The 22,153-nt window shown below is 48.4% G+C and carries 18 protein-coding genes; 7 read left to right on the top strand and 11 right to left on the bottom strand.

What is annotated here, in order from left to right; translation table 11 throughout:
* Nucleotides 1-33: 33 nt before the first annotated feature.
* The 4 genes from PGN_RS07335 to PGN_RS07320 form a co-directional block, all read right to left on the bottom strand.
* A complete protein-coding gene (locus PGN_RS07335; RefSeq protein WP_012458355.1) occupies nucleotides 34-1,134 on the bottom strand; it encodes an efflux RND transporter periplasmic adaptor subunit in 1,101 nt (366 codons plus the stop codon).
* Between the two features lie 17 nt (nucleotides 1,135-1,151).
* Complete coding sequence (locus PGN_RS07330; protein WP_230847009.1) at nucleotides 1,152-2,108, bottom strand: TolB-like 6-bladed beta-propeller domain-containing protein; 957 nt, start codon at nucleotides 2,106-2,108, stop codon at nucleotides 1,152-1,154.
* 237 nt (nucleotides 2,109-2,345) lie between these two features.
* Nucleotides 2,346-3,398, bottom strand: a complete 1,053-nt coding sequence (locus tag PGN_RS07325; RefSeq protein ID WP_012458353.1) for a BF3164 family lipoprotein — start codon at nucleotides 3,396-3,398, stop codon at nucleotides 2,346-2,348.
* Nucleotides 3,399-3,486: 88 nt separating this feature from the next.
* The gene (locus PGN_RS07320) at nucleotides 3,487-4,554 is read right to left on the bottom strand and encodes a BF3164 family lipoprotein (RefSeq protein ID WP_012458352.1); all 1,068 of its coding nucleotides are present in this window, start codon (nucleotides 4,552-4,554) and stop codon (nucleotides 3,487-3,489) included.
* Between the two features lie 302 nt (nucleotides 4,555-4,856).
* Between PGN_RS07320 and PGN_RS07315 the strand changes: the two genes are divergently transcribed.
* The gene (locus tag PGN_RS07315; protein WP_012458351.1) at nucleotides 4,857-5,585 is read left to right on the top strand and encodes a carbonic anhydrase family protein; all 729 of its coding nucleotides are present in this window, start codon (nucleotides 4,857-4,859) and stop codon (nucleotides 5,583-5,585) included.
* 181 nt (nucleotides 5,586-5,766) lie between these two features.
* Here the strand turns inward: PGN_RS07315 and PGN_RS11980 are convergent, their stop codons facing one another.
* A complete protein-coding gene (locus PGN_RS11980; protein WP_143733452.1) occupies nucleotides 5,767-5,850 on the bottom strand; it encodes a DUF1661 domain-containing protein in 84 nt (27 codons plus the stop codon).
* Between PGN_RS11980 and PGN_RS11975 the strand changes: the two genes are divergently transcribed.
* From PGN_RS11975 to PGN_RS07300, 3 genes are all read left to right on the top strand, one after another.
* Nucleotides 5,819-5,926, top strand: coding sequence for a DUF1661 domain-containing protein (locus tag PGN_RS11975; RefSeq protein ID WP_155482927.1), 108 nt, complete (start codon nucleotides 5,819-5,821; stop codon nucleotides 5,924-5,926). The genes PGN_RS11980 and PGN_RS11975 overlap by 32 nt on opposite strands.
* 558 nt (nucleotides 5,927-6,484) lie before the next feature.
* On the top strand, nucleotides 6,485-8,344 hold the full coding sequence (locus tag PGN_RS07305; protein ID WP_012458348.1) for a 2-oxoacid:acceptor oxidoreductase subunit alpha: 1,860 nt from the start codon (nucleotides 6,485-6,487) through the stop codon (nucleotides 8,342-8,344).
* 26 nt (nucleotides 8,345-8,370) lie between these two features.
* Nucleotides 8,371-9,378 carry a 2-oxoacid:ferredoxin oxidoreductase subunit beta gene (locus PGN_RS07300; RefSeq protein ID WP_004584963.1) on the top strand — a complete coding sequence of 336 codons (1,008 nt, stop codon included), beginning with the start codon at nucleotides 8,371-8,373 and terminating at the stop codon, nucleotides 9,376-9,378.
* A gap of 229 nt (nucleotides 9,379-9,607) precedes the next feature.
* Here PGN_RS07300 and PGN_RS07295 read toward each other — a convergent pair whose 3' ends face one another.
* The 6 genes from PGN_RS07295 to PGN_RS07270 form a co-directional block, all read right to left on the bottom strand.
* Nucleotides 9,608-11,014, bottom strand: coding sequence for a methyltransferase RsmF C-terminal domain-like protein (locus tag PGN_RS07295; protein ID WP_012458347.1), 1,407 nt, complete (start codon nucleotides 11,012-11,014; stop codon nucleotides 9,608-9,610).
* Nucleotides 11,015-11,017: 3 nt separating this feature from the next.
* Nucleotides 11,018-11,731 (bottom strand): SAM-dependent methyltransferase, encoded by a 714-nt coding sequence (locus PGN_RS07290; RefSeq protein ID WP_039417369.1) that lies wholly within the window; start codon nucleotides 11,729-11,731, stop codon nucleotides 11,018-11,020.
* A gap of 37 nt (nucleotides 11,732-11,768) precedes the next feature.
* Nucleotides 11,769-12,884, bottom strand: coding sequence for a hypothetical protein (locus PGN_RS07285; RefSeq protein ID WP_012458345.1), 1,116 nt, complete (start codon nucleotides 12,882-12,884; stop codon nucleotides 11,769-11,771).
* A 158-nt stretch (nucleotides 12,885-13,042) separates the two neighbouring features.
* A complete protein-coding gene (gene php1 / locus PGN_RS07280; protein ID WP_012458344.1) occupies nucleotides 13,043-13,786 on the bottom strand; it encodes a polysaccharide biosynthesis protein-tyrosine phosphatase Php1 in 744 nt (247 codons plus the stop codon).
* 9 nt (nucleotides 13,787-13,795) lie between these two features.
* The gene (ptk1, locus tag PGN_RS07275; protein WP_012458343.1) at nucleotides 13,796-16,261 is read right to left on the bottom strand and encodes a polysaccharide biosynthesis tyrosine autokinase Ptk1; all 2,466 of its coding nucleotides are present in this window, start codon (nucleotides 16,259-16,261) and stop codon (nucleotides 13,796-13,798) included.
* Between the two features lie 6 nt (nucleotides 16,262-16,267).
* Nucleotides 16,268-17,074 carry a polysaccharide biosynthesis/export family protein gene (locus PGN_RS07270; RefSeq protein ID WP_012458342.1) on the bottom strand — a complete coding sequence of 269 codons (807 nt, stop codon included), beginning with the start codon at nucleotides 17,072-17,074 and terminating at the stop codon, nucleotides 16,268-16,270.
* A 251-nt stretch (nucleotides 17,075-17,325) separates the two neighbouring features.
* Here PGN_RS07270 and PGN_RS07265 point away from each other — a divergent pair, with 251 nt between their 5' ends.
* From PGN_RS07265 to PGN_RS07255, 3 genes are read left to right on the top strand one after another with little or no spacing between them, the layout of a single operon-like run.
* Nucleotides 17,326-18,198: a GLPGLI family protein gene (locus tag PGN_RS07265; protein ID WP_230847008.1), complete on the top strand. Its 873-nt coding sequence runs from the start codon at nucleotides 17,326-17,328 to the stop codon at nucleotides 18,196-18,198.
* A 20-nt stretch (nucleotides 18,199-18,218) separates the two neighbouring features.
* Nucleotides 18,219-19,094, top strand: coding sequence for a GLPGLI family protein (locus tag PGN_RS07260; protein ID WP_272481307.1), 876 nt, complete (start codon nucleotides 18,219-18,221; stop codon nucleotides 19,092-19,094).
* Nucleotides 19,095-19,097: 3 nt separating this feature from the next.
* Nucleotides 19,098-21,731: a carboxypeptidase-like regulatory domain-containing protein gene (locus PGN_RS07255; RefSeq protein WP_231845234.1), complete on the top strand. Its 2,634-nt coding sequence runs from the start codon at nucleotides 19,098-19,100 to the stop codon at nucleotides 21,729-21,731.
* The last annotated feature ends 422 nt before the right edge of the window (nucleotides 21,732-22,153 follow it).

Raw genomic sequence — 22,153 nt, 5'->3', positions numbered from 1 at the left:
TAGGTATGGAGCTTTTACGATTAGTCTTCTTCTCTATAGGCGGAGTGCCACAGGAGTCTTGTGTGCCAGATTGGCGTTGCCGTCTACAACTATCATCTCACCCGGCTTGAGCGTCTTGCTCACGATACAATAACTCTCGGCATTCTCAGCTTCTATATCCACATAGTTCCATGCGGCAGTACCATTACGAACGGAAAATACTACCGGCTTGTCCGAACGGAGTACCACGGCACTTTTAGGAATTACCATACGCTCCTCCATACGCTGATTGATCCGTACTTCTACATTCATACCGTGGAAAAGGTTCTTGGAAGGATTCCGCAGGCCGGCGGATACCTGTACCATACCACGATCGTCTACGGAGGGATTGATCTCTTGTAAAACGCCTTCGGTCGTTACGTCCCTCAAAGCTACGGGACGGATTTCCACTCGTTCGCCTGTTCGGATGGCACTAAGCTCGCTCTCCAACACCTCGAAGACTACCTCGAAACCACTGTCTCCGATGATGCGACAGAGGGGTTTGCCGGATTCGGGTATGGTATGCTCCTGTGCATGCAGATCGGCGACCACACCGCTGATGGGTGCAGTCAGACATACATGCTTTAGTCGGAGTTGGGCTTGTTTGTAGTTGCTTTCGGCTATGTTGTATCCGCTTTTGATGCAGGCCAGGGCCAATTTGTCCGCAGGAATATCGGATTTGTCATGGGGAGAATAACCCATGCCGACCAGTACATCCTGCAAATCCAGCTCGCGTTGCTTGAATTCGTCTTCACTCTTTTGCACCTCGAGCAAAGCTCTACGATCGTCGATGGCAGCTATTTTTTGCCCTTGCACTACATGCTGCCCGTTGCGGACATAGAGCCGATGGAGCGGTTGCCGGCTGTCCTCGAACTGCAAGACAGCTGTTTCGTGAGCACGCAGTTTTCCATGGCTCACTATTTGTCTGTCGAAAGGCCCGAGCTTGAGTTCGGCGATCTGCACATCGATGGTATCTCCACCCGAGGTGAATAGTTCCATATCCTCACCTGATGATGTATCGGCAGTCTTTTTCTTGCCACTATTACATCCTACTACGCTCAGTGCCATCAAGAATATAAATGGCAACCATACTACTCTGTATCCGGATAGCTGCATGGTTTTTTTGTACTTTCTTATTTGATGTCGTATCTGTAGACCTCTGTTCCCTCTTCGTTCTGAATCAGTACATAGAGCTTGCTATCTTGATTGTCGACAGTAAAAGAACTACCCGATCGTGGAAGCTTATATCGCTTCACGGGGCGTCCTTCCCAATCGAATACGTAGATTTCTTTTTGCTCCCAATCCCCCATCATCGCATTTGGGCGATTAGTGCTACCCACATACACGTATCGTTCTGTTCCTGCTATTCCCCATACATAGGAAACCCTATCTCCTTCTGCGGCTTTCTCCGGTTCAATTTTGCTGTTAAGATAAAAGTTGCGGACCCCACGGCTTTCCGTATCGATCAGATCTATACGGGGGAAGTAGAGGTTGGCAGCAAACAAGGTATGCTTAATGCTACTATAAACATGTGTAGTTTGCGTCATATAAAGCGATGCCCTCTGGAGAGATTCGGGTAACTTCACAGGCGTCAATAACAGATCGGTCTCTTGCAACTGCTTGTCCGGCATAAGCGAATACAGCCCGAACGTCATCCCTTCCAAGATATAAGCTGGATAGGGCGAACGTGTGCCAAATACACGAAATACGGCTTTCCCTGTTTTCGCAAAACTCGTTTGCGCTTTCACGACAGTCTCTTTCTGAGCTGCACTGGCAGCAATATCTATTATGGAGAGTCTCGATCTATCTCGTTCCATCAGAGTCAGTGTATTCTCGTCCGCATTGTAAGTGACACTGGGAGACAAATACTCTTCCGGCCCTTCTCCCTGTGGGCACAATCCTGTCACGATAGAGAGATCAGCCTTATCAAGTAGATAATAGTGATAAGGCCTGTCCGGCACCATAGCAAGCAAATAATCGCCCACATCATCCAATGCATAGGCGGTAAACAAAGAATCCGGCAATACAAATTTTACCCCTCCTTCAAGGCTTCCCATAGTGAAGTCCTCGGCAGTAACTAATTCCTCCATCTCAGGTTTAGCTGTACATGAAAAAAGCACTGTTTGGAGCAATAAAGCAAATAGGATGTATTTCCCTTTTATTTCTTTCAACATATGCACAGCAAACGTAATCCGTAACACTTGAGATTCGATGGATTAAATCTAAGTACCAAAATACTCGGTTTGGTTTTGATATTCATAAACACATCATTTTTGTACGTTATTCAAACGTATCCCGAAAGGTATAAAAAACAAATGAGAAATTCCCTATTTAATATCATACACGCTGATGGAGTTCGGTTGGGTCTCGCTTTCGTTTAGGGTGTAGAGTTTCTTGCCATCTTGACTTACGGCAAAACTTTTTGCCGGAATGGGGAGTACGAGATGCTTGACGGGATTGCCCTCCCAGTCGAATACGAGGATATGAGTGGAATTATCCTCTTCATAAGACTGTACATCCATATAATAACCTACATATACATGCTCTGCACTATAAGCTATACTCCAAGTGTATCGAGTGTTTCGTTCTTTGAGTATTTCAGCAGCTTGATCCGGAGATACTTTTCGTTCAAAAAAGATTTTTTTTCGACAGCCATTCTTGATGTCGATCAGATCGAACCGTGGAATTGCAGAATAAGCTGCAAAAAACACGCCTTTTTTCTCATCGAATGCCTGTAAACTCTGAGCTACATATAGCTCTTGACCCTTGTTTTTCTCTAAGAGATTTATTTTGGGTGAGCAAAGATCCGTATCCATCAATTGCTTTTCAGGAGATACTCGGTAAAAAGCAAAGTTAAGTCCTTCAAATACATAGGCTAATCGGTCTCCGGACACTGCTGTAAACAATCGATGTATTCGTTTTCCCGTTTTTACAAAAGACACCCGGCTGTCAACCACTGTCGAGTCCGTTTCGACGCTTTTATTGATATCTATTGTTGTCAACAAAGATTTGTCCGGGTCAAATATCGACAGGATTTTATTTTCATAGCTATAAAAACTGAGCATTGGGTCAAGATATTCTTCCGGACCTTCTCCTATCGGGCAAAGAAGCGTTGCAACACGGAGATCGGATTTCCGAATTACAATATAAGCATGGTTATCGACTTCGTCGTGCGAAACTAAAAAATCACCACAATCAATTATCCAAAAAGGATTTTGAGCCGGAGCAATGCTCTCTGTCTTAGAAGGCAGGAGGCTTTTGGCAGGACCGAAATCTCCTATAGTAACAATTACCTCTTGATTGCTATGAGCCGAATCCTTACACGCAGAGAACACACATGTGACCAAGATTGGCACAATCAGAACAAATAATCTTTTCATTACACTTTAACATTATACTTTGAAACATTCCGTCTGTATACGGTGATTGGCATTGGAACAAGATGGTCTAAAAGAAAGATGTGAGATGTCAAATATCGTACACGCTGATGGAGTTCAGCTCGGTTTCGCTTTCATTTAGGGTGTAGAGCTTCTTGCCGTCTTGGCTTAGGGTAAAACTCCTTGCCGGAATTGGAAGTACGAGATGCTTAACGGGATTGCCCTCCCAGTCGAATACGAGGATATGTGTCTGTTCCAACTCTTCCTCCTCACTCTTCCTCTCTTCCAATGCATAGCCCAGGTAGATACGTTCTTTAGTGGATCCGATCCCCCAAGGATACCATTGATACATTTCGCTCATTTCTTCAGCGGTTTGATTGGCCGATTTCTTCTCATTGAAGTAGAGCGTATTCAGCAAGCCCTTCTCTACGCTGATAAGATCGAACCGACGCATATTGGCATAAGAGATAAAAGCAACCTCTTTTTCGGGGTTAAAGGCCGAAAGACTTTGCGTGATGTATGGGGTATTCGGCTTGAGTGATTCGGCAAGCTCTATCGGAGCCGAGCGCAGGTTCTCTTCTTTTATTGGCTTTCCCGGCTGTATCTCATAATAAGAAAAAGAGCCATCGTTTATTGTGCAAGCCAGCTGTCTGCCCGAATTAGCGACAAATAGGCTCCACAAACGTCTGCCTGATTTTGCGTACGAACGCTCGCCTTTGACTACGGTGCTACCCGCATGTATACTTTCTTCGATATTGATTTCTCTCAAAAGAGATTTATCGGACTCCAGAACGAACAGATTACTGGTGGAATAGTCGTACCTGCAAATTTCTAATCCAAGATATTCTTCCGGCCCTTCTCCAAGAGGGCAGATGGAATCCTGCACCTGAAAATCCGATTTGCGTATCAGCTTAATGGCATGTGTTTCGCCGGATGTATAGGCTAACAGGTATTCATCACAATCTGTTAGCCCATAGAGACGTCGGTCATTGGCAACGTTGCCGCTTTGGATAGGGACAAGCTCCACGGGAGAGCCGAAATCTTGTACGATGAGGACTTCTTTGGGTTTGTCACTCTGACGACCACAAGCCGAAATGGATAAAAATGCAGTAAAGACAAGGAGCAAAGTGAATACGGCTGATGGTGTTTTCTCTTTCATCGTTATGTGAGGTTTGAAAAATAGATTAGCCCTTGATCGTGCTTTGCTAAAGAAACGTGCGAGATGTCAAATATCGTACACACTGATCAAAAAAAATCCGGGTGTTGCCGGATGAAAGACTGCGGGAGAAGTGCGGAATCCGCGTAATCTTCTGTAATCGATCGAAATAAGGGAAAAATGTTATGTTTGTACCGAGCGTCTATATGGCTATGAAACAATGGGTTGGTGAAATCCCGACAGTATTCATATAGTATGCAGGTAAGGTTTAACATTATTCATTCACCATTAACAACGAAAAGATTATGAAGAAGATCGTTTTGTTTTCTGCTGCAATGGCAATGCTTATAGCATGCGGCAACCAAACTACGCAGACAAAATCCGACACTCCTACCGCCGCCGTAGAGGGACGGATCGGCGAGGTACTCACGCAAGATATTCAGCAAGGCCTGACGCCCGAAGCTGTACTTGTAGGCTTGCAGGAGGGCAATGCCCGATATGTGGCCAACAAACAGCTCCCTCGTGACCTCAATGCTCAAGCCGTGGCCGGTCTCGAAGGGCAATTCCCCGAAGCCATCATCCTCTCCTGTATCGACAGCCGCGTACCGGTGGAATACATTTTCGACAAGGGGATCGGAGACCTGTTCGTCGGTCGTGTGGCCGGCAATGTCGTAGACGACCATATGCTTGGCAGTTTGGAATACGCGTGCGAAGTGTCGGGCTCTAAAGTGCTGCTCGTACTGGGCCATGAGGATTGTGGCGCCATCAAGTCTGCTATCAAAGGAGTCGAGATGGGCAACATTACTTCTCTGATGGAGGAGATCAAGCCTTCCGTCGAGGCTACTCAGTACACGGGCGAGCGCACCTATGCCAACAAGGAATTTGCCGATGCAGTAGTGAAGGAAAATGTGATTCAAACCATGGACGAAATCCGTCGGGATAGTCCGATCCTCAAGAAGCTGGAAGAGGAGGGTAAGATCAAGATCTGCGGAGCCATCTACGAAATGTCCACCGGCAAAGTACACTTCCTCTAAAACGTGGTACAAGTTCCCTCCGATAAGAGGAATAAGGGGAATATAATCGCATAAGGATGTAGAATCCCTCTCATCCCTGTGCAAACGGATAAGGCACCCGCCGAAGTTCGCAATCGAACTCAGGCGGGTGCCTCTTTTATATCGACTATCAATATTTTATAGCACACGAGACTATCGTTCGTCAATTTTGTCGAGTATGGCTCCGCAAAACGTGGCGCGAGATTTTTTTCGTTTTGGCGCGAGATTTTTTTTGTTCTCGAGCCAAAACGAAATTTTTTACGCGCGTGTTTTCAGGATTTCCGGAACCACTTTCTTCTGATTTGTGGTTCGACTTTTCCTGATGGATCGAACGCTTCTTCTTCGTAGGGTCCGGGGCCATGCAGAGGCTTTCCAATAAAATGGTACATAACTAACGGAGCTTTAGCGACTATAAAAGTGCTTAGAAAGCAGTTTTTGATGCGTCAACCCTGCAACAGGCCTCTGTCATCGTATTTGGAGCAAATTCATACCCTTTCGATCTCATCGGAAAAGCAAAACGGTAAAAACCGAAAAAAAGAATCACTTCGATCGATCGCTTTTTCATGCTCTGACAAGTAAAAACAACTTGCATGGAGAAAGTATCCTTTTGCGACATTTTGTTTGCCGCAGAGCAGGCAAACAGGAATAAGTCTCGGGGTGCCATCCTTTTGATGTTGAAATGCGATTTACGAAGAAGCCTTCGCCGCATTCTTTTCTCTCGCAGACAGGCATGAAATCCAAATATTTTGGAGCGGAATGTCTTGTGAATGAAAAAAATATCGGAACTTTGCGGCCGTTGCGATTGGTCTTTATCACCTGAAAATTATTTGATAGGGCTCGTCGCATTCTGGTAAAATCCACCTTATCAAACTCAGTATGCTATGACGGAAAAAACTACCGTAAAAACGCTGAAAGATGTTGTAGTCCGATTCTGCGGCGACTCCGGAGATGGGATGCAGCTGACCGGAACGATATTCTCCGACCTTTCGGCGGTGTTTGGCAACACCATTTCCACTTTCCCGGACTATCCGGCAGAAATTCGTGCTCCACAAGGGACATTGGGCGGAGTATCCGGATTTCAAGTGCACATCGGAACCGATCTGGTACGTACTCCCGGCGATTTGGCTGACGTTCTCGTAGCCATGAACCCTGCCGCTCTCAAAGTTAACCGGACACACGTAAGACGGGACTCCATTATTATTATCGACTCTGACTCTTTCATGGCATCTGATTTGGAGAAAGCAGAAATTGCCTCTGAAGACTTCATGACCGAGTTGGGGCTTACGACGCAAGAGCTTTTCACCGTACCGATTTCGTCCATGGTGAAGAAGTCTACGGCAGAGTTCGGCCTCGACGTGAAAGCAGCACTCCGTTGCAAGAACATGTTTGCACTCGGTCTCGTATGTTGGTTGTTCGACCGCCCTACACAGCATGCCAAAGACTATCTGAATAGAAAATTCGGCAAAAAAGAAGCCATTCTCAATGCCAATATCAAGGCTCTCGCAGATGGTTTCAACTATGGACATAATACCCACGCTACGGCTACGACCTATCGAATCGAAGGTCGCAAACAAACTCCCGGGGTATATATGGATATCAGCGGAAACAAAGCCACGGCTTATGGTTTGGTTGCCGCTGCCGAACATGCCAATCTCAACCTCTTCCTCGGTAGTTACCCCATCACTCCTGCTACCGACATCCTGCACGAGCTCGCCAAATTGAAATCTCTGGGAGTAAAGACCGTTCAGGCTGAAGACGAAATCGCGGGTATCTGTACGGCTATCGGTGCATCGTTTGCCGGTGATTTGGCCGTAACCACTACCTCCGGCCCGGGTTTGGCTCTGAAGAGCGAAGCCCTCGGTCTGACAGTAATGGCCGAACTTCCCCTTGTACTGGTGGATGTTCAGCGTGGTGGCCCCTCGACCGGTTTGCCGACCAAGAGCGAACAGACCGACTTGTTGCAGGCCTTGTTCGGACGCAACGGAGAAAGCCCCATCCCTGTCATAGCCGCCACGACGCCGTCAGACTGCTTCGACTCTGCTTTCTGGGCAAGTAAGATAGCTTTGGAGCATATGACACCGGTTATCCTGCTGACGGATGCTTTCATCGCTAACGGCTCCTCTGCATGGAGAATCCCCGATCCCCAATCATATCCCGATATCCGTCCTCCCTACGTGGATCAGTATAAGGGCGAAGCCAAATGGAGACCTTACTTCAGAAATGAAGAGACCCACGTTCGCTATTGGGCTATCCCCGGACAGGAAGGCTTCCAGCACCGTTTGGGCGGTTTGGAGAAGGACTATGTGACCGGTGCCATCAGCACCAATCCGGAGAATCACGCCAAGATGGTCGCTACGCGTGAAGCCAAGGTTCAAGCTATTGCCCAAGATATTCCTGACTTGGAAGTACATGGCGATAAAGACGATGCCGAGCTTTTGATCATCGGTTGGGGCGGTACCTATGGCCACCTCTATGAGACAATGGAGCGTATGCGCAATGCCGGCAAGAAAGTGGCTTTGGCTCACTTCCGCTTTATCAATCCGCTTCCCAAGAATACGGCAGAAGTACTGCAACGCTATCCGAAGGCAGTGGTTGCCGAGCAGAATTTGGGACAGTTTGCACTCTATCTGCGAGGCGAAGTTCCCGGATTCCACCCGCTGCAGTTCAACCGTGTGACCGGCCAGCCGCTTGTTATGAGTGAGATGGTAGAAGTATTCACGCAAATGATGGAGGAGAAATGATTATGTCAGAAACGACTAAGTGCCCCATGTACGAGGCAAAAGACTATAAGAGCGATCAGTATGTGCGTTGGTGTCCGGGTTGCGGCGACCACGCTGTGGTAGTAACCCTCCAGAAGGCAATGGCCGAAATAGGGATCCCTCCCCATCAGACGGCGGTAATATCCGGTATCGGATGTTCTTCCCGTTTGCCATACTATATGAATACCTATGGCTTCCACACCATTCACGGTCGTGGTGCAGCCATCGCGACCGGCGTGAAGACAGCCAATCCGGAGCTTTCCGTATGGCTCGCATCCGGAGATGGTGACAGCTTGGCTATCGGCGGCAACCACTTCATTCATGCCGTGCGCAGGAATATCGATATCAATGCAGTTCTCTTCAATAACCGTATCTATGGTCTGACCAAAGGCCAATACTCTCCTACCTCTGCTCGCGGATTCGTATCCAAGAGTTCTCCCTACGGTACGGTAGAAGATCCGTTTATCCCTGCAGAACTGGTACTCGGTGCTCGTGGCAACTTCTTTGCCCGCGCTATCGACGTGGACATGAAGACCCTGCAGGAGTGCTTCGTAGCCTCGGCACGTCATAGAGGTTTTGCCGTTACGGAAGTATTGGTGAACTGCGTGATTTTCAACGACGGTACGCATAAGAACCGCTCACACAAGGATATTCGTGCCGACCGTACCATCACGCTGCGTCATGGCGAGAAGATGATCTTCGGTGCCAATCGCGATAAAGGAATCGTATTGGAAGGTCTCAAGCTTCGTGCCGTTACGATAGGCGAAGACGGTTACACCCTCGATGACGTACTCGTGCACGATAAGTATGAGCAGGACGTAACGCTGCACCATCTCCTCGCAATGATGGGTTACACGGATGATAGTATGCCTATCGCTCTCGGTGTCATCCGCGACGTGGAAGCACCCTGCTACGACAGAGCAGTGGAAGCCCAGATCGAAGAGATCCAGCAGAAGAACCCCATACGCAAGCTCCATGATCTCCTCATCCAAGGAGACGTTTGGGAGATCAAATAAAGCAGTTTAGACGATTAGTACCCAAACGGGTAGGATTCGACAGAAACCTTTCGGGGAGGATGTCGTTTCCTACCCGTTTCTCTTTCATGGAACGGGTGTAGACCGGTTATTCGACAGGGGTCGGAGATTGATCGAGTATAAAAGCAGGGAGCCATGCCGAAAGATTGCAGCATGGCTCCCTGTCAGTCAGATTATTTGTGTCTGAAATACTTCCGATACGAGAGGAGGGTCAGTCTTTGGCTGCCATACAGTCCTCGGAGGTTTCGAGATTTCGAATGCGCCAATCCTGCGGATATAGATTGTTGGCACGTGTGCCGAGATTTTTCAGGAAGCCGAGCGGCCTTCTGCGGAACGTGGCGAGGACGAAGCCGAGCGGCAGATCGGGCATGGTGGTCACAGACTGTCGGGCCAGGTAGGAAAGGGCTTCATCTCGTGAAAATTCCATATCGAAGAATGAGTGGTCGTCCATTTCCGTGGACAAAGCCAGAGCCGGAGCCGGTACGAGATCTTTCCCCTTCTGCATCCCCACTGTGATCCCTGCTGTGTGCAGCCTGATGCCATTTGCCTTGAGACATTCGACCATTTCGAGCACATTGGGCGTAAGAGCATGCACATACTCATCTCCCATCCATCGCCATTCGTATTTTTCGGGGGCATGTACGAAGCATTTGATACCATGAGGGATATGCTTTTCTGCGTTTTTCTTTTCCTTGCTCTTGGGTTGCTTATGCCTTACCGATTCTCTCTCCGGTTTGCGAACGAGGCAGAAGAAAAATCCTTCACCCGCAACTTTATGAGGGAAGAAACGGTATGCCGGTGCCTCACCTTTGAGTTGAGGGGCGATCTGCCATTCGGTGAGAACATCCAAAGCCACAGGCTCCGCTCCGAAAGTATCGATGAGGAAGACCAGATTGTCTTCGTTCTCAAGCGTATTGAAGGTACAGGTGCTGTATGCCAAGAGACCTCCCGGCTGTAACATTTCCCATGCGGCAGAGAGGATACGCTGCTGCCTGCGAGCACAAAGCTCCACATTTTGCAGGCTCCATTCGGATCGAGTAGCCTCATCCTTACGGAACATGCCTTCTCCCGAGCAAGGAGCATCGACCAGAATGAAGTCGAAAGTCTCTCCTGCGGATTTCAACCTATCGGGATCTGCTTCGGTGACAATACCGGTCGGATAGCCCCACTTGATCATGTTCTCAGCCAGTATATTGGCGCGATGGTGGATCACTTCATTGCTGACCAATACACTGCCTTCGGGCAATATGTTGGTTAGGAGTGTGCTCTTTCCGCCCGGGGAAGCGCAGAGATCCAAAGCCCGGACAGGTGATTCGCCGAGCAGAGGTTTCAACTGCCACAAAAACATGGAAGAGGCTTCCTGTACATAGTAGCCTCCGGCATGGAAAACCGGATCATTGGTGAAGGAAGGCCTCTCAGCCAGATATGTACCGAGGGGACACCAGGGCACAGACTTATTGGTGGGCAGATCCATGACAGTGGTACCGATGCCCGGTTTATTAGGATTGCGACGTATGCTTACTGGTGCAGGGCTGTCGAGAGCTGCAAAAAAAGCTTCGGTTTCGCTCCCTAACAGTGGGCGCATAGCAGAGACAAAATCTTGAGGTAGTGGTGTCATCTATTATTTATAGAGTAAGAAGATAGTTGGAATTTTATGTAGTGCAGGCTTCCCTTTCTTCCATTCCGAGAGGGTACGAGTACGAATCAGTTCGTCGGGACAGGAGATATGGGAGGCAATGCATAGTTTGGTCGTCGGCCGGCAGTGGCGAATGAGTTCGTCCACCAGTTTGTCGTTTCGATAAGGTGTTTCGATGAAGATCTGCGTCTCGTGACAATTATAAATCCGCGTCTCCATTTCTTTGAAAGCAGCCAAACGCTCATTTTCTCCGATGGGCAGGTAGCCTTTGAAAGCGAAGCTCTGACCATTGAAGCCGGAAGCCATCAGTCCCATCAGGATCGAACTCGGCCCCACGAGTGGCTCCACCCTCAATCCCTTGCGCTGTGCGATGGCTACCACATCCGCGCCCGGATCTGCTATTGCAGGACACCCGGCTTCGGAGATAACCCCCATGCTCTCACCTGTAGCCATAGGGCGGAGATAGGTACTGACCTCCTCTGCCGATGTATGCTTGTTGAGTTCGTAGAAGGTGAGCGAATCTATATCGATAGATCGGTCTGCCGTTTTCAGGAAACGACGGGCCGAACGGATATTCTCTACAATGAAATGGTGCAGGCTGCGGACGATCGTCCTGTTGTATTCGGGCAGTACGCGGCTGTGCTCGGTTTCGCCCAGCGGTACCGGAATAAGATAGAGAGTGGGATTGTTTTCCATCATAATCGGGAAAGGGTACGGGACTAAAAAAAGGCTTTTTCTATTCGTGAAGATTTGTGAGCTGTTCGGCTAATAGTACGGTCTGCCTCAGATAAGGCATTTCACTGCGGAGATAAGGGCTGAAAGTCAGACCCGAAAGCTGCTCTTCGATCTGATCCACCGGCCACCACTTCCCGGCTCGCGGATCCTTGTCGCACAAGATCATATTCGACTCGGACATGTGAGCCAAATAGAGATAGACGAGTCGGTCTTTTCCATTTTCATTGTGGATATATCGCAGGAGAAAGTGCGGTCTCAGACGATTTACACCGCAGAATCGTTCGTCTATGAGACTTTGAGCCAATTCCTTGTGATGCTTATCAGTAGTCAGCCACGAAAAGAAAGGGGTATCATAGCAGTCGCCCGTGCAAAGATCGCATTTGCAGTAATGGCTCAAATAGATCATCTCGTCGCATATGGCTATCAGGCGAACGACGGGCAGCAGACCTGCAGTAGGATCGGCCAAGGCTTCCGTCTCGGATCGTGCTATACGTCCGATGGATTCACCCTGTGCATCCGTGATCGGTATCCACTCCTCGTGGCGCATCTCTCTACGTACCCATTCGAGTCGAATCACCTCATATATATAGAGCAATAACAGCGATACACCGGGCAGATACAATAAGAGGTGTGCAATCCTCCCCACCCTGAAGTAGAGCAAAAGTCCCAGAAGGAAAATGAAAAATAACGATATACGCAGGATGCTGCCTGTAATGCGTCCATACTCCAGCATGACCAGACGTTTGTGCGGACAATCCGCATAGTCTCCCTCTCTGCCACTGCTTCTGCGGAACAGCCTGCACGCAGCCACAGCCAAGAGCATAGCAGCCAGACTCCAGCCAAGGTCGGTGAGTGGGGAAGTCTTCGATAGCCACAAAGTAGGTAGCAAAAGGACAAGTACACCCAGCGAAGTCAATACGGACGGCTGACAGTTCTTGCTTTTTCGACGAAAAAAGAGCACCCCTCCGATGATTGCAAAGAGAGCAATGGCAGCCGTCCATGCCACCATTATCCCCGCACTCGGCAGCAACAGGAGCAATAAGACGACCGGCAGAAATCCACCCATCGGATTAGACCCCAATAAGGGTGCTATATCCGGATACTTCTTTGTAGTCAAAATAGGGATTCGTTTTTTCGTTTATCAGTATAACAGCCATAGACCCGTTTGGTTGTCATCCGGCAGTACACGCTGTATTATAAAAACGATCGAGGGCTGACTCCGGGATTCGGAACCAGCCCTTATCGTCATACCCAAACAAATGTATCTGTCAGATACTAAGAAAACAATCGGGTGTTGTTTTCCACCAAACTCTTGATTTTTCCCTCCAGATCCGGTGGCAAAGAAGCCTCGGACAGCAATCGGGCTATAGGCTGCAGGTGATGTATATCTGTCCCTATGAGATCATAATAGCCGGCCTCGAGTAATGCATATGCTTTCTCTGATGCAGATGAATTGTATGCTCCGAACAGAGAAAAGAGGTTCAGTTGAAACATTACGCCTTGCTTTTTGATCGCGACATAATCTTTCTCCTCCATGTATAGATAACGTTCGGGGTGTGCCAATACGGGGGAAAGACCTTTGAATCGCAGATCTGCAAGTAGCCCGATTAATCCTATAGGAGGAGCCATATAGGAGGTTTCCACCAAAATGTAACGATCTCCCAGCGTCAGAAGCGGTTCTGCCAACCTATCAAGGAAAGCAGCATCCAACATATACTCTGCCGCGAGCCGTAGGCGCGAGGCCTTGTCCGGAGTGATAGCAGCAAGTAACTCTTCGAAGCGTGCACGTAGAAAAATGGCGTCATTCGATGGATATTCCTCCATAATATGGGGAGTGAGTATATGTTGTTTGACACCTATTTCTTCGAGCAGATCAATTAGAGAGAGAGTCTCTTCGATAGATTTTGAACCGTCATCCACTGCAGGCAACAGATGACAGTGTATATCTATCAGGTCAGTCAACCAACCTTGTTCAAAGGGATTGACTTGCTTCGTTTTTCGCTTGAAAATAGAAAACATCCTATTCCTTTAGCTCTTCTTCATGGGGCCAATCTTGAATTTCTTCGTCTTCTTGGCAGAGCGACGACGGAGCTTCTTGCCTTGTTTGTCATACTCCTTGTTGCTGTAACCGTAGCCATAACCATAGCCATATGTGCCTCTTGAGCCGGAGTAAGACACGTCATTCAAGACGAGACACATGTTTGTAAACTTATTTTCTGTGTACAGTCGTTCTATCTCGCCGAGATAGCGTCTGTCTAATACTCCTTGACGTATGATATAGATAGTCAGATCGGCAACTCTATTGGTGATCATGGCATCCGCTACCGACATTGCAGGGACGGAATCCAAGAAAACATAGTCGTATCGGTTCTTAAGCTCTTTTATTAAATAATCCAGTCGATCCGACAGCAGTAACTCTGCAGGATTGGGGGGAATGCAACCTGCTAAAACCAAATCCAAATTCTCATTTTGAGGAAATTTCGTAATCAAGCTATCGACAGAAATGCTGTTGTTATATAAGAAATCCGTGACGCCGATATTTCCCAAGCCCAATCGTTTAGAAAGAGAACCCTTTCTGATATCCAAATCCACGACAATTACTTTCTTGCCTGTAAGAGCTATTGAAATAGCCAAGTTTACTGTCATGAATGATTTTCCCGATCCCGGATTGGCAGAGGTGAACATCACGGCCTTAAGATCGTGCGACTTGACGCGCATGAATTCCATATTAGAACGTAGTATCCTGAATGCCTCACTGGCCGAATCGCGACTTTCCGGTTTTACCACCACGTCCAGATCTTCTTCGCTTCGCTCACCGGAATAAGTAGGTATTTCACCCAAGAATGGTATGAGCAAGCCTTCAAGATCTTTACGACCTCGCACCGACTTGTCGAACTGCATCTTCACATAGATGAAAGTGGAAGGGAGGACTAATCCAAGCAAGAATGCCGCCATGAAAATAAGCGGTTTGCGCGGAGCAATAGGTGCTGAAGGCCCATCCGCTACATCAACGATCTTTGCATTACTCTCTGTTATAGCCAAACGAAGAGCATTCTCCTCACGCTTGTTCAGTAGATACAAATATAGTTCTTCCTTGATTTTTTGTTGGCGCAGGATCGTAGACATGATTTTCTCCTGAGTGGGTACAGCACTGATCTGCTCTTTCGTCCGAGACATTTCTCTATTGACCTCCCGGAGTTGCAAGTTCAAAGTCTTGATATAGTTGTCTACAGCTGCGTTGATCGATTTGCGCATGGCTACGAGTTGCATAGCCATCTCTTGTACAAGCGGGTTACTCTCACTGGAACTTTGCTTCAGACGGTCGTATTTAAGTTTGAGGTCATTGTAGAGTGTTATGCTGTTATCAATACCCCTTTCGGTCAAGCCTAAGTTAGCGGGCATGAGTTCATTGTCCGTACTGGTCTGTCTTAGGAACGATTGGATATACTTGGCCAAGGAAAGATTTCTTTCTACCACAAGCTGATCTTTTTGCAGGTCTGCATTGCTTTTAAGGAAAGCACCCACGTCGGTAGAAATATCTGTGATATTATTGCTTTTCTTGAAAGTTTCGATTTCGGTATCTACCGTGCCGAGCTCGCCACCGATCATGGCCAAGCGTTCATCGATGAAGGCAGCTGTACTGACAGCGACGCTTTTCTTATCGTTCATGACATCGTCATTATACGAACTGATCAGGACATTCAGGAAATCCTTGGCACAATCCATGTCCTCATTCTTCATGGACAAATTGACGATCGTTGCATTCTTGTCTGCTAAAGAAATTTGCAGATCCTTATTGTAACGTTGTATTACTTTGCGAATATTCTCTTTCGTCACATATAAGATCCCTCCTTTCCATGAGTCAGCAAAGAAAATCGTCTTGTCTATCTGCAGCTCTCCGACAGGAGTAGCGATCGGACGTCCAAAAGAACCTTCAACCTTAATTTCGCTTATCCTGTTAAGTTTTTGCTGTTTGAAATCGCTTAGCTGAAAAGAACGTGAGTCTTTGATGTCAATCTTAAACGAATAACTTTCCGTAGAATCTCTGTCTGTAATGCGGATGCTTACAGGACTTTTCCCATATAGAGATTCGTGTCTCCAAAAACCATCTTTCGAGATGGATACATCCAAATCCAGTTTATCGACAACAATAGCAGTTAATCGCTTGGATTTAAGAACAAGAATTTCATTTTCTACCTCAGAATTGTCCATAAACAGGCCGATTTCCTCGAACTGTTTCATGCTTCTGGGTGCACCGCTTTTCTCTGCACTTTTGATTAATACGGCAGCTTGTGCAATGTAGGCAGGAGACTGACGCTGTGTATATATATAGGCGACAAGCAAACATACGATAATACTGCCGACTATCCATTTCCATGAAGAAAGGAGACCTAAAAGATATTCTTCGATGGAGAAGAAAGAGGTTTCTTCCTTGGTATAGATTCGGGATCTGCTTTCGGCAAGTGTGTTTTTTGAATCTTCAATTAAGTTCATCTTTCTCTATTTTTTATATTTATCTACAATAGTAATCGTCAGCGTGGAAATGGATACCAAAGTGGAGGTAACGCTCAGCCATACGTTTACGTTATTATTCTGGTTGATCTCGCTCATCTGTGTTTTCTTGTCGTTCGGTTCCACATAGATGACGTCGTTCTGATGCAGATAGTACACGGGGCTTGTGAGCAAGTCGGCCTTTCTGAGATCCGTCTGGAAAACCTCGCGATGTCCATTTGTTTCGCGAAGGACAAATACCCGATCGCGGCGGCCATAGATTGTCAGGTCTCCGGCCATTCCGATAGCTTCCAAAAGAGTTATTCGCTCTCCTTTTACCGACATCGAACCCGGATGATTCACCTCTCCCAAGACGGATACTTTGAAATTTTCAAGCTGTACCGTTACCGTAGGATCCTTGATAAATCCACTGGAAATAATCCTCTTCTGAATCTCCTTCTCCAGTTCGGTACGAGTAAGGCCCTCTACATAAAGCCGGCCTAAAATCGGATAATTGATGTATCCTTCCGAATCGACCAGAAAGCCTTCACTCGAATTGCCGCCATAGCCACTCCGGGCCAGTGCACGAGTGGTCAACACTTGGTTGTAGGGCGTTGAAAGCTCCGGGTCTCTACTGCTGACAAGGATGTTCAGCACATCGTCCTTCTCAATTTTTACATCATATGGTTTAGCGATAATCTCCCGATTAAAAGTTTGGATATCTTGCAGGTAAACGACTTTTTCTCGCTGGGAGCGGCATGATGCAAAAAGCAAAACCAAAAGAGAGACGAACAAAAAATTACTGACAATACGCATAATTGATTTATGGCTTAAAAAAGGGGGTTGTTGATGTACATTCCGTACTATGGGCGCAAAGATAATCACAATCCCAATTTTGCCGACCTCTAAAACGCTTTGAGAATGATATTTATTCATGACATTTTGGAAGCTTCTTCGATCAGGAGAGGATTGCGGTCAGGCGAGTTGCGAGGTTGTGTTTGGCGGGCGGAAAATGCCGAGTGGTTTTTGTTAACTTTGTTCATCCTCAATCATTAACAGCTTCGCTTATGAAAAAGATATTATCGACGGTGATCCTCATTTGTATTTTATCCTCTTTCGGTGTGGCGCAAGTGGGAGTGCCACGAATCGATGATATGAGAGGAATGCGTATGGACACCGTGTCTAAGAAAATAAAGGATTATGCACAACGGCGGTTCTTTTATAAGGTGGTTTTTGTGGAAGATACCCTGAAGCGAGAAAAGAAAACCGAGGCGCAGTGTGTGTTGGAGATCGGACGGCACGGCAGCAGCTTCATGGATTTGTATCAGTTGGCCTGGGATTCTTTGAGCGATGCCGTTACCCGGCGAAAAGGTTCGATGATGGAGCTATTCACAGAGGGTGCCGGTTTGGTGAAAAAGATAAAGTGGAGAATAGTCCTGCTGAAAGGGTATCCTGAAGGAACAGACCGGCATCAACAAGAGGTGCCATTGACAGGTCGGTATGAGTACGAATGTCCGTCGCCGTCTTTCGATTGGCAGATCGGGGAAGAGACCGAAGAGATCATGGAATACACTTGCCGAAAGGCCACCTGCCGCCACAGCGGACGAGATTATACGGCTTGGTATGCCGAGGATATTGCCCTCTCGGATGGGCCGTACATTTTTCGGGGATTGCCCGGCCTGATTGTGGCCATCGCTTCGGATGATGGGGAATATGCATTCAAACTTAATGGAATGCAGGAGATTACTTTCTCCTCACCTATATATCTGTACGACAAAAAGGTGCAAAAGTATTCGCGCGAAGAAGTACGCAAGATTATCCGAAACATTTCGGAGAATTATTCCGAGACCATCATCAATCAGGGAAGATTCAGGCTTAAGAATCCGGAGGATATTCAGCGTATCAGAAATTTGCCGTACAATCCTTTGGAGAAGGAATGAAAACAAATAAAACACTCAGCATGAAAAGGACACTTTTGTTCCTCGCATCCTGCTTTTTTATGAGTATGAGCTTCATACAGGCACAGGTGCCACGTATCGTGGGCGCAGAAGGGATGCCGGTAGATACTGTGCCCAAGAGGGTGGAGGACTATACCAAACGGCGATTTTTTTACAAAGTCTCTTTTGTGAAAGATACCACGAGGCGAGACAAAGAAACCCAAGCACAGTGTGTATTGGAAATAGGGCAGCGAGGGAGTTGCTTCAAAGACTTTTACGAGTATGCAGCGGACTCGGTGAATGATGCCGTAGCTCGGAAGAAAGGGACTGCTATGGAGATCTTTTCGAAAGCTTATGATTACGTCAAGAAGACCCAATGGCGGACTCCCGTACTTAAAGGCTATCCATCGGGTCAAGATTATCATCAATACGGAGATCCGATAGTCGGTTCTTATGAATACGGTTGTCCGTCGCCGTCTTTCGATTGGCAGATCGGGGAAGAGACCAAGGAGATCATGGGATATACCTGCCGAAAGGCCACCTGCCACCACAGCGGACGGGATTATACGGCTTGGTATGCCGAGGATATTGCCCTCTCGGATGGGCCGTACATTTTTCGGGGATTGCCCGGCCTGATCGTCGCTATCGGTTCGGACGACGGAGAGTACGTATTCGAATTGAACGGAATGCAGGAGATTACATTTCCGTCTCCGATTTATTTCAAGAAAAATGCCTTTACGAAAGTCGGCTCGCGTGAAGAGATGCGCAAAACGATTCGTAATATCCACGAGCATTATGCCGAAGTCGTGGCCAATTCGCCGGCTTTTGTCAATTCCCCGATACCGGTAGACTTTTCTCATCTGCCACCTCAGCCGTTTAATCCATTGGAAAAGGAATAAAGCATGATGAATAGGGCTGTCACTTCGATTTTGGCGTATTTGTGGCTGTGCGTGGCGGGGCTGTTGCCTGTCGTTGCTCAGGAAGCGACCGGACAAATACTTGCCGGTCGTGTGATAGATGCCGAGAGCCGGGAGCCTCTTGCCGGGGCTGTGTGCCAACTCTTGGATGCCTCCGGCAAACCGCTTGCCTTCGTCCTCTCGAAAGCCGACGGCTCGTTCTCTCTGGAGAAAAAAGCCGGCGGAAAACTCCTAAGCGTAAGATATATGGGGTATAGAAAGATGAGCAAAGCCATCGATGCGGCTGCTCCTCCGCTGCTTTTCGCTTTGGTGCCGTCCGACGTCAAGCTCAAGGAAGTGGTGGTACGCGCCGAGCCGGTACGCAAGCTGGGAGATACGATTGCCTATTCGGCTGCGTCTTTCGTGGGGCCGGACGATCGGTATCTGGCCGATCTGCTGCGCAAATTGCCGGGAATAGAGGTCTCGGCAAACGGCCTCGTCAAATATCAGGGCGAACCTATCACGCATATGTATATCGAAGGCGTAGACATGCTGCAAAACCGCTACAATCTGGCCTCCCGTAACATGCCTCAAGAGGCGGTGAAAACCGTGGAGGTATTGGAGGGGCATCAGCACATCAAAACGCTGCGGGAGACAGTGCCGGAGAAAAGGGCTGCACTCAATATCAAACTCAAAGAACGCTTCAAGGTACGTCCCTTCGGAGAGGTAACGGCCGGAGGAGGCTTCCCGGAGCTGTGGACAGGCCGTCTCTTCGGAATGCAGATAAGTCCGAAGGTGCAAGCCCTGCTAACGGCCAAGGGCAACAATACGGGCAACTCCGTGAACGAAGAGGCCGTTCGACTCTTGGATGAGGACGGTATCATGTACAATGCATCCGATCGCGAAGAGGTGCTGACCCATGCCGGCTTTCGCTCTTTGCCCATGAGCCAAAGTCGGTATCTGATGAATCGGTCGGGGACGGGGAGCTTCAGCACGGCGATCCCCTTGGGGGCGGATAAGACCCTTACCGCCAATGCCTCGCTGCTGACCGACAGACGGGAGCAGACGATCTTGCAGGAGCAGACCTATAATCTGAGTACGCCGCAGGAGGTCTCCGTTCGGGAAGACCGCTATACAAGGAACAAGTCCCGCAGTGCACAAGCCGATTTCTCATTCGAAAACAATGCTTCCCGTTTCTATCTGAAAGACGACCTGAAGCTCTCCCTCGGTTCTGATCGGGAACGGGTGCGGCTGGCTACGAATACGGCCGATTATTTGCAGACGGGCGAGTCGCTCCCCCGTGTCGTGCAAAACAATCTGACGGCGGTGCTGAAAGACGACCGGCGCAGCTATCGTTTCTTTTCCTTCGGCAAGTATATGGCCCGGGATGAAAATACGTTGCTGAGCGATCCGGCAACGGGGGCCTTGCAAATGGATCCGGACGTGCGGATGCACGATTTGGCCACACGAAACGGCCTCGAATCCGATTTCCGTTTCGGCCGCTTAGCACTGCATTCGACCACGACGATGGGCTATCGAGGAGAGCAGATCGACTACCGCTCCTCGCTTCCGCAGCCCGATGTGGAGGGCTTCGGCGGCACTTACGGTTACCATGCCGGCCACTGGGAGCTGAGCGAGAAGCCCTCCTTTTCCTATCGTTTCGGCCGCACTTATCACCGTCTCGACCTGCCTGTCGCGTGGCATCTGTTCACCTTGAACGATAAATCCGCGGCAGAACGGCGGCAGGAGAGCCGAGCCGCCTTTTCGCCGGCTCTCTCGCTGCACTGGGAGCTGGGGGCGGCATGGAAGCTGAATGTCTCCGTCCGCCACGGCCATTCTTTTGGCGGTTTGGAGGGATTTCGCTCCGGCTATACGCGCAGGGACTACCGCACCTACCTGCTTCCTTCGGGCTTCATGAGCGAGAGGCGATATTCGGGGGCAAACTTTTCGGTCGACTATGGCGACGTGCTGCACCTGTTCTATTTTCATCTGAAAGCGGGGTATTCGCATAGTCGCTCGAATGAATTGCCCCACTTCGACTACACGGCGGAGCATAATATCATCCGTTACGAGCGCTATTGGCACGATCTTAACGCTTTTTTCGCCGATATGCGTCTGAGCAAGTTTTTCTTCCCCTTCAAGGCCAATGCTGTATTGAATGTGCGATACAGCCGTTCGGAGTCGCTCCTGAAACAGTCCGGACACCTCATCGGCGGACACGCCAACAGCCTTTCCTCCGAACTTACGCTCAGCAAGCGATGGAGCGGGTGGCTATCCGTCTCTTACAACCTCGCGGCGGATTATTCCTGGATGGAAACGGGAGTCAACGCTCATCGCCGGTTGCCCCAATACCGGCATACGGCCCGTCTGACCTTGCTGCCGATTTCCCGTCTGTCGCTGCGCATGGCAGGCGAATATAACGCCACGACTCTGGAGCCGGGGCATGTACATGAGGATGTTTTTTTCGACTGCGAAGCACGCTGCAGTATCGATAAGGTTTGGGAAGTATCCGTTTCGATGCGCAATCTGTTCGATCGTCGCATGTATCTTATCCGTCAACTGACGGAGTACAACGCTTTTTCCACCGCTATCCCCATTCGCGGTCGCGAACTGCTTGCCACTGTCTTTTTCCGCTACTGATTTTCTTTATTCTGTATAGCTGCCGAGTATCGTATTGAGATTCTTTCTGAATTTCGGTACGATTTTTCTTTTCGGCGAGTAATTTCGTCGACGAAATTACTCGCTGCAGCTATGCAAGGCGAAATCTTGGCAACAAAATTCATAGAATCCGACCTGCAAACAGGAATTTCGGCAACAAAATCGCTTCCTGCAATCTGCAAATAGGAATTTCGGCAACAAAATTGCTTTCTGCAAGCTGCAACAAGCGATTTTGTTGCCAAGCAGACCTTTTGCAAGCTTGCAGCAAGGAATTTCGTCGACGAAATTACACAATGCAGGCCTGCGGCAAGGAATTTCGGCAACAAAATCGTCAAATGCATATTTCAGCCAAGAATTTCGATAGAGAAATTTCAAATACATGCTTCCGGCAATCAATCTTTGTA

Origin of the sequence: Porphyromonas gingivalis ATCC 33277, assembly GCF_000010505.1 — a bacterium.
Classification (GTDB): domain Bacteria; phylum Bacteroidota; class Bacteroidia; order Bacteroidales; family Porphyromonadaceae; genus Porphyromonas; species Porphyromonas gingivalis.
The sequence above is the reverse complement of the archived record's forward strand: the minus strand, read 5'-3'. Positions and strand labels throughout refer to the sequence as shown.

Bases quoted from the DNA above. Each gene is read 5' to 3' on its own strand.
- PGN_RS07335 (WP_012458355.1), bottom strand. From the start codon at position 1,134: ATGCAGCTATCCGGATACAGAGTAGTATGGTTGCCATTTATATTCTTG.
- PGN_RS07330 (WP_230847009.1), bottom strand. From the start codon at position 2,108: ATGGAGGAATTAGTTACTGCCGAGGACTTCACTATGGGAAGCCTTGAA.
- PGN_RS07325 (WP_012458353.1), bottom strand. From the start codon at position 3,398: ATGAAAAGATTATTTGTTCTGATTGTGCCAATCTTGGTCACATGTGTG.
- PGN_RS07320 (WP_012458352.1), bottom strand. From the start codon at position 4,554: ATGAAAGAGAAAACACCATCAGCCGTATTCACTTTGCTCCTTGTCTTT.
- PGN_RS07315 (WP_012458351.1), top strand. From the start codon at position 4,857: ATGAAGAAGATCGTTTTGTTTTCTGCTGCAATGGCAATGCTTATAGCA.
- PGN_RS07305 (WP_012458348.1), top strand. From the start codon at position 6,485: ATGACGGAAAAAACTACCGTAAAAACGCTGAAAGATGTTGTAGTCCGA.
- PGN_RS07300 (WP_004584963.1), top strand. From the start codon at position 8,371: ATGTACGAGGCAAAAGACTATAAGAGCGATCAGTATGTGCGTTGGTGT.
- PGN_RS07295 (WP_012458347.1), bottom strand. From the start codon at position 11,014: ATGACACCACTACCTCAAGATTTTGTCTCTGCTATGCGCCCACTGTTA.
- PGN_RS07290 (WP_039417369.1), bottom strand. From the start codon at position 11,731: ATGATGGAAAACAATCCCACTCTCTATCTTATTCCGGTACCGCTGGGC.
- php1 (WP_012458344.1), bottom strand. From the start codon at position 13,786: ATGTTTTCTATTTTCAAGCGAAAAACGAAGCAAGTCAATCCCTTTGAA.
- ptk1 (WP_012458343.1), bottom strand. From the start codon at position 16,261: ATGAACTTAATTGAAGATTCAAAAAACACACTTGCCGAAAGCAGATCC.
- PGN_RS07270 (WP_012458342.1), bottom strand. From the start codon at position 17,074: ATGCGTATTGTCAGTAATTTTTTGTTCGTCTCTCTTTTGGTTTTGCTT.
- PGN_RS07265 (WP_230847008.1), top strand. From the start codon at position 17,326: ATGAAAAAGATATTATCGACGGTGATCCTCATTTGTATTTTATCCTCT.
- PGN_RS07260 (WP_272481307.1), top strand. From the start codon at position 18,219: ATGAAAAGGACACTTTTGTTCCTCGCATCCTGCTTTTTTATGAGTATG.
- PGN_RS07255 (WP_231845234.1), top strand. From the start codon at position 19,098: ATGATGAATAGGGCTGTCACTTCGATTTTGGCGTATTTGTGGCTGTGC.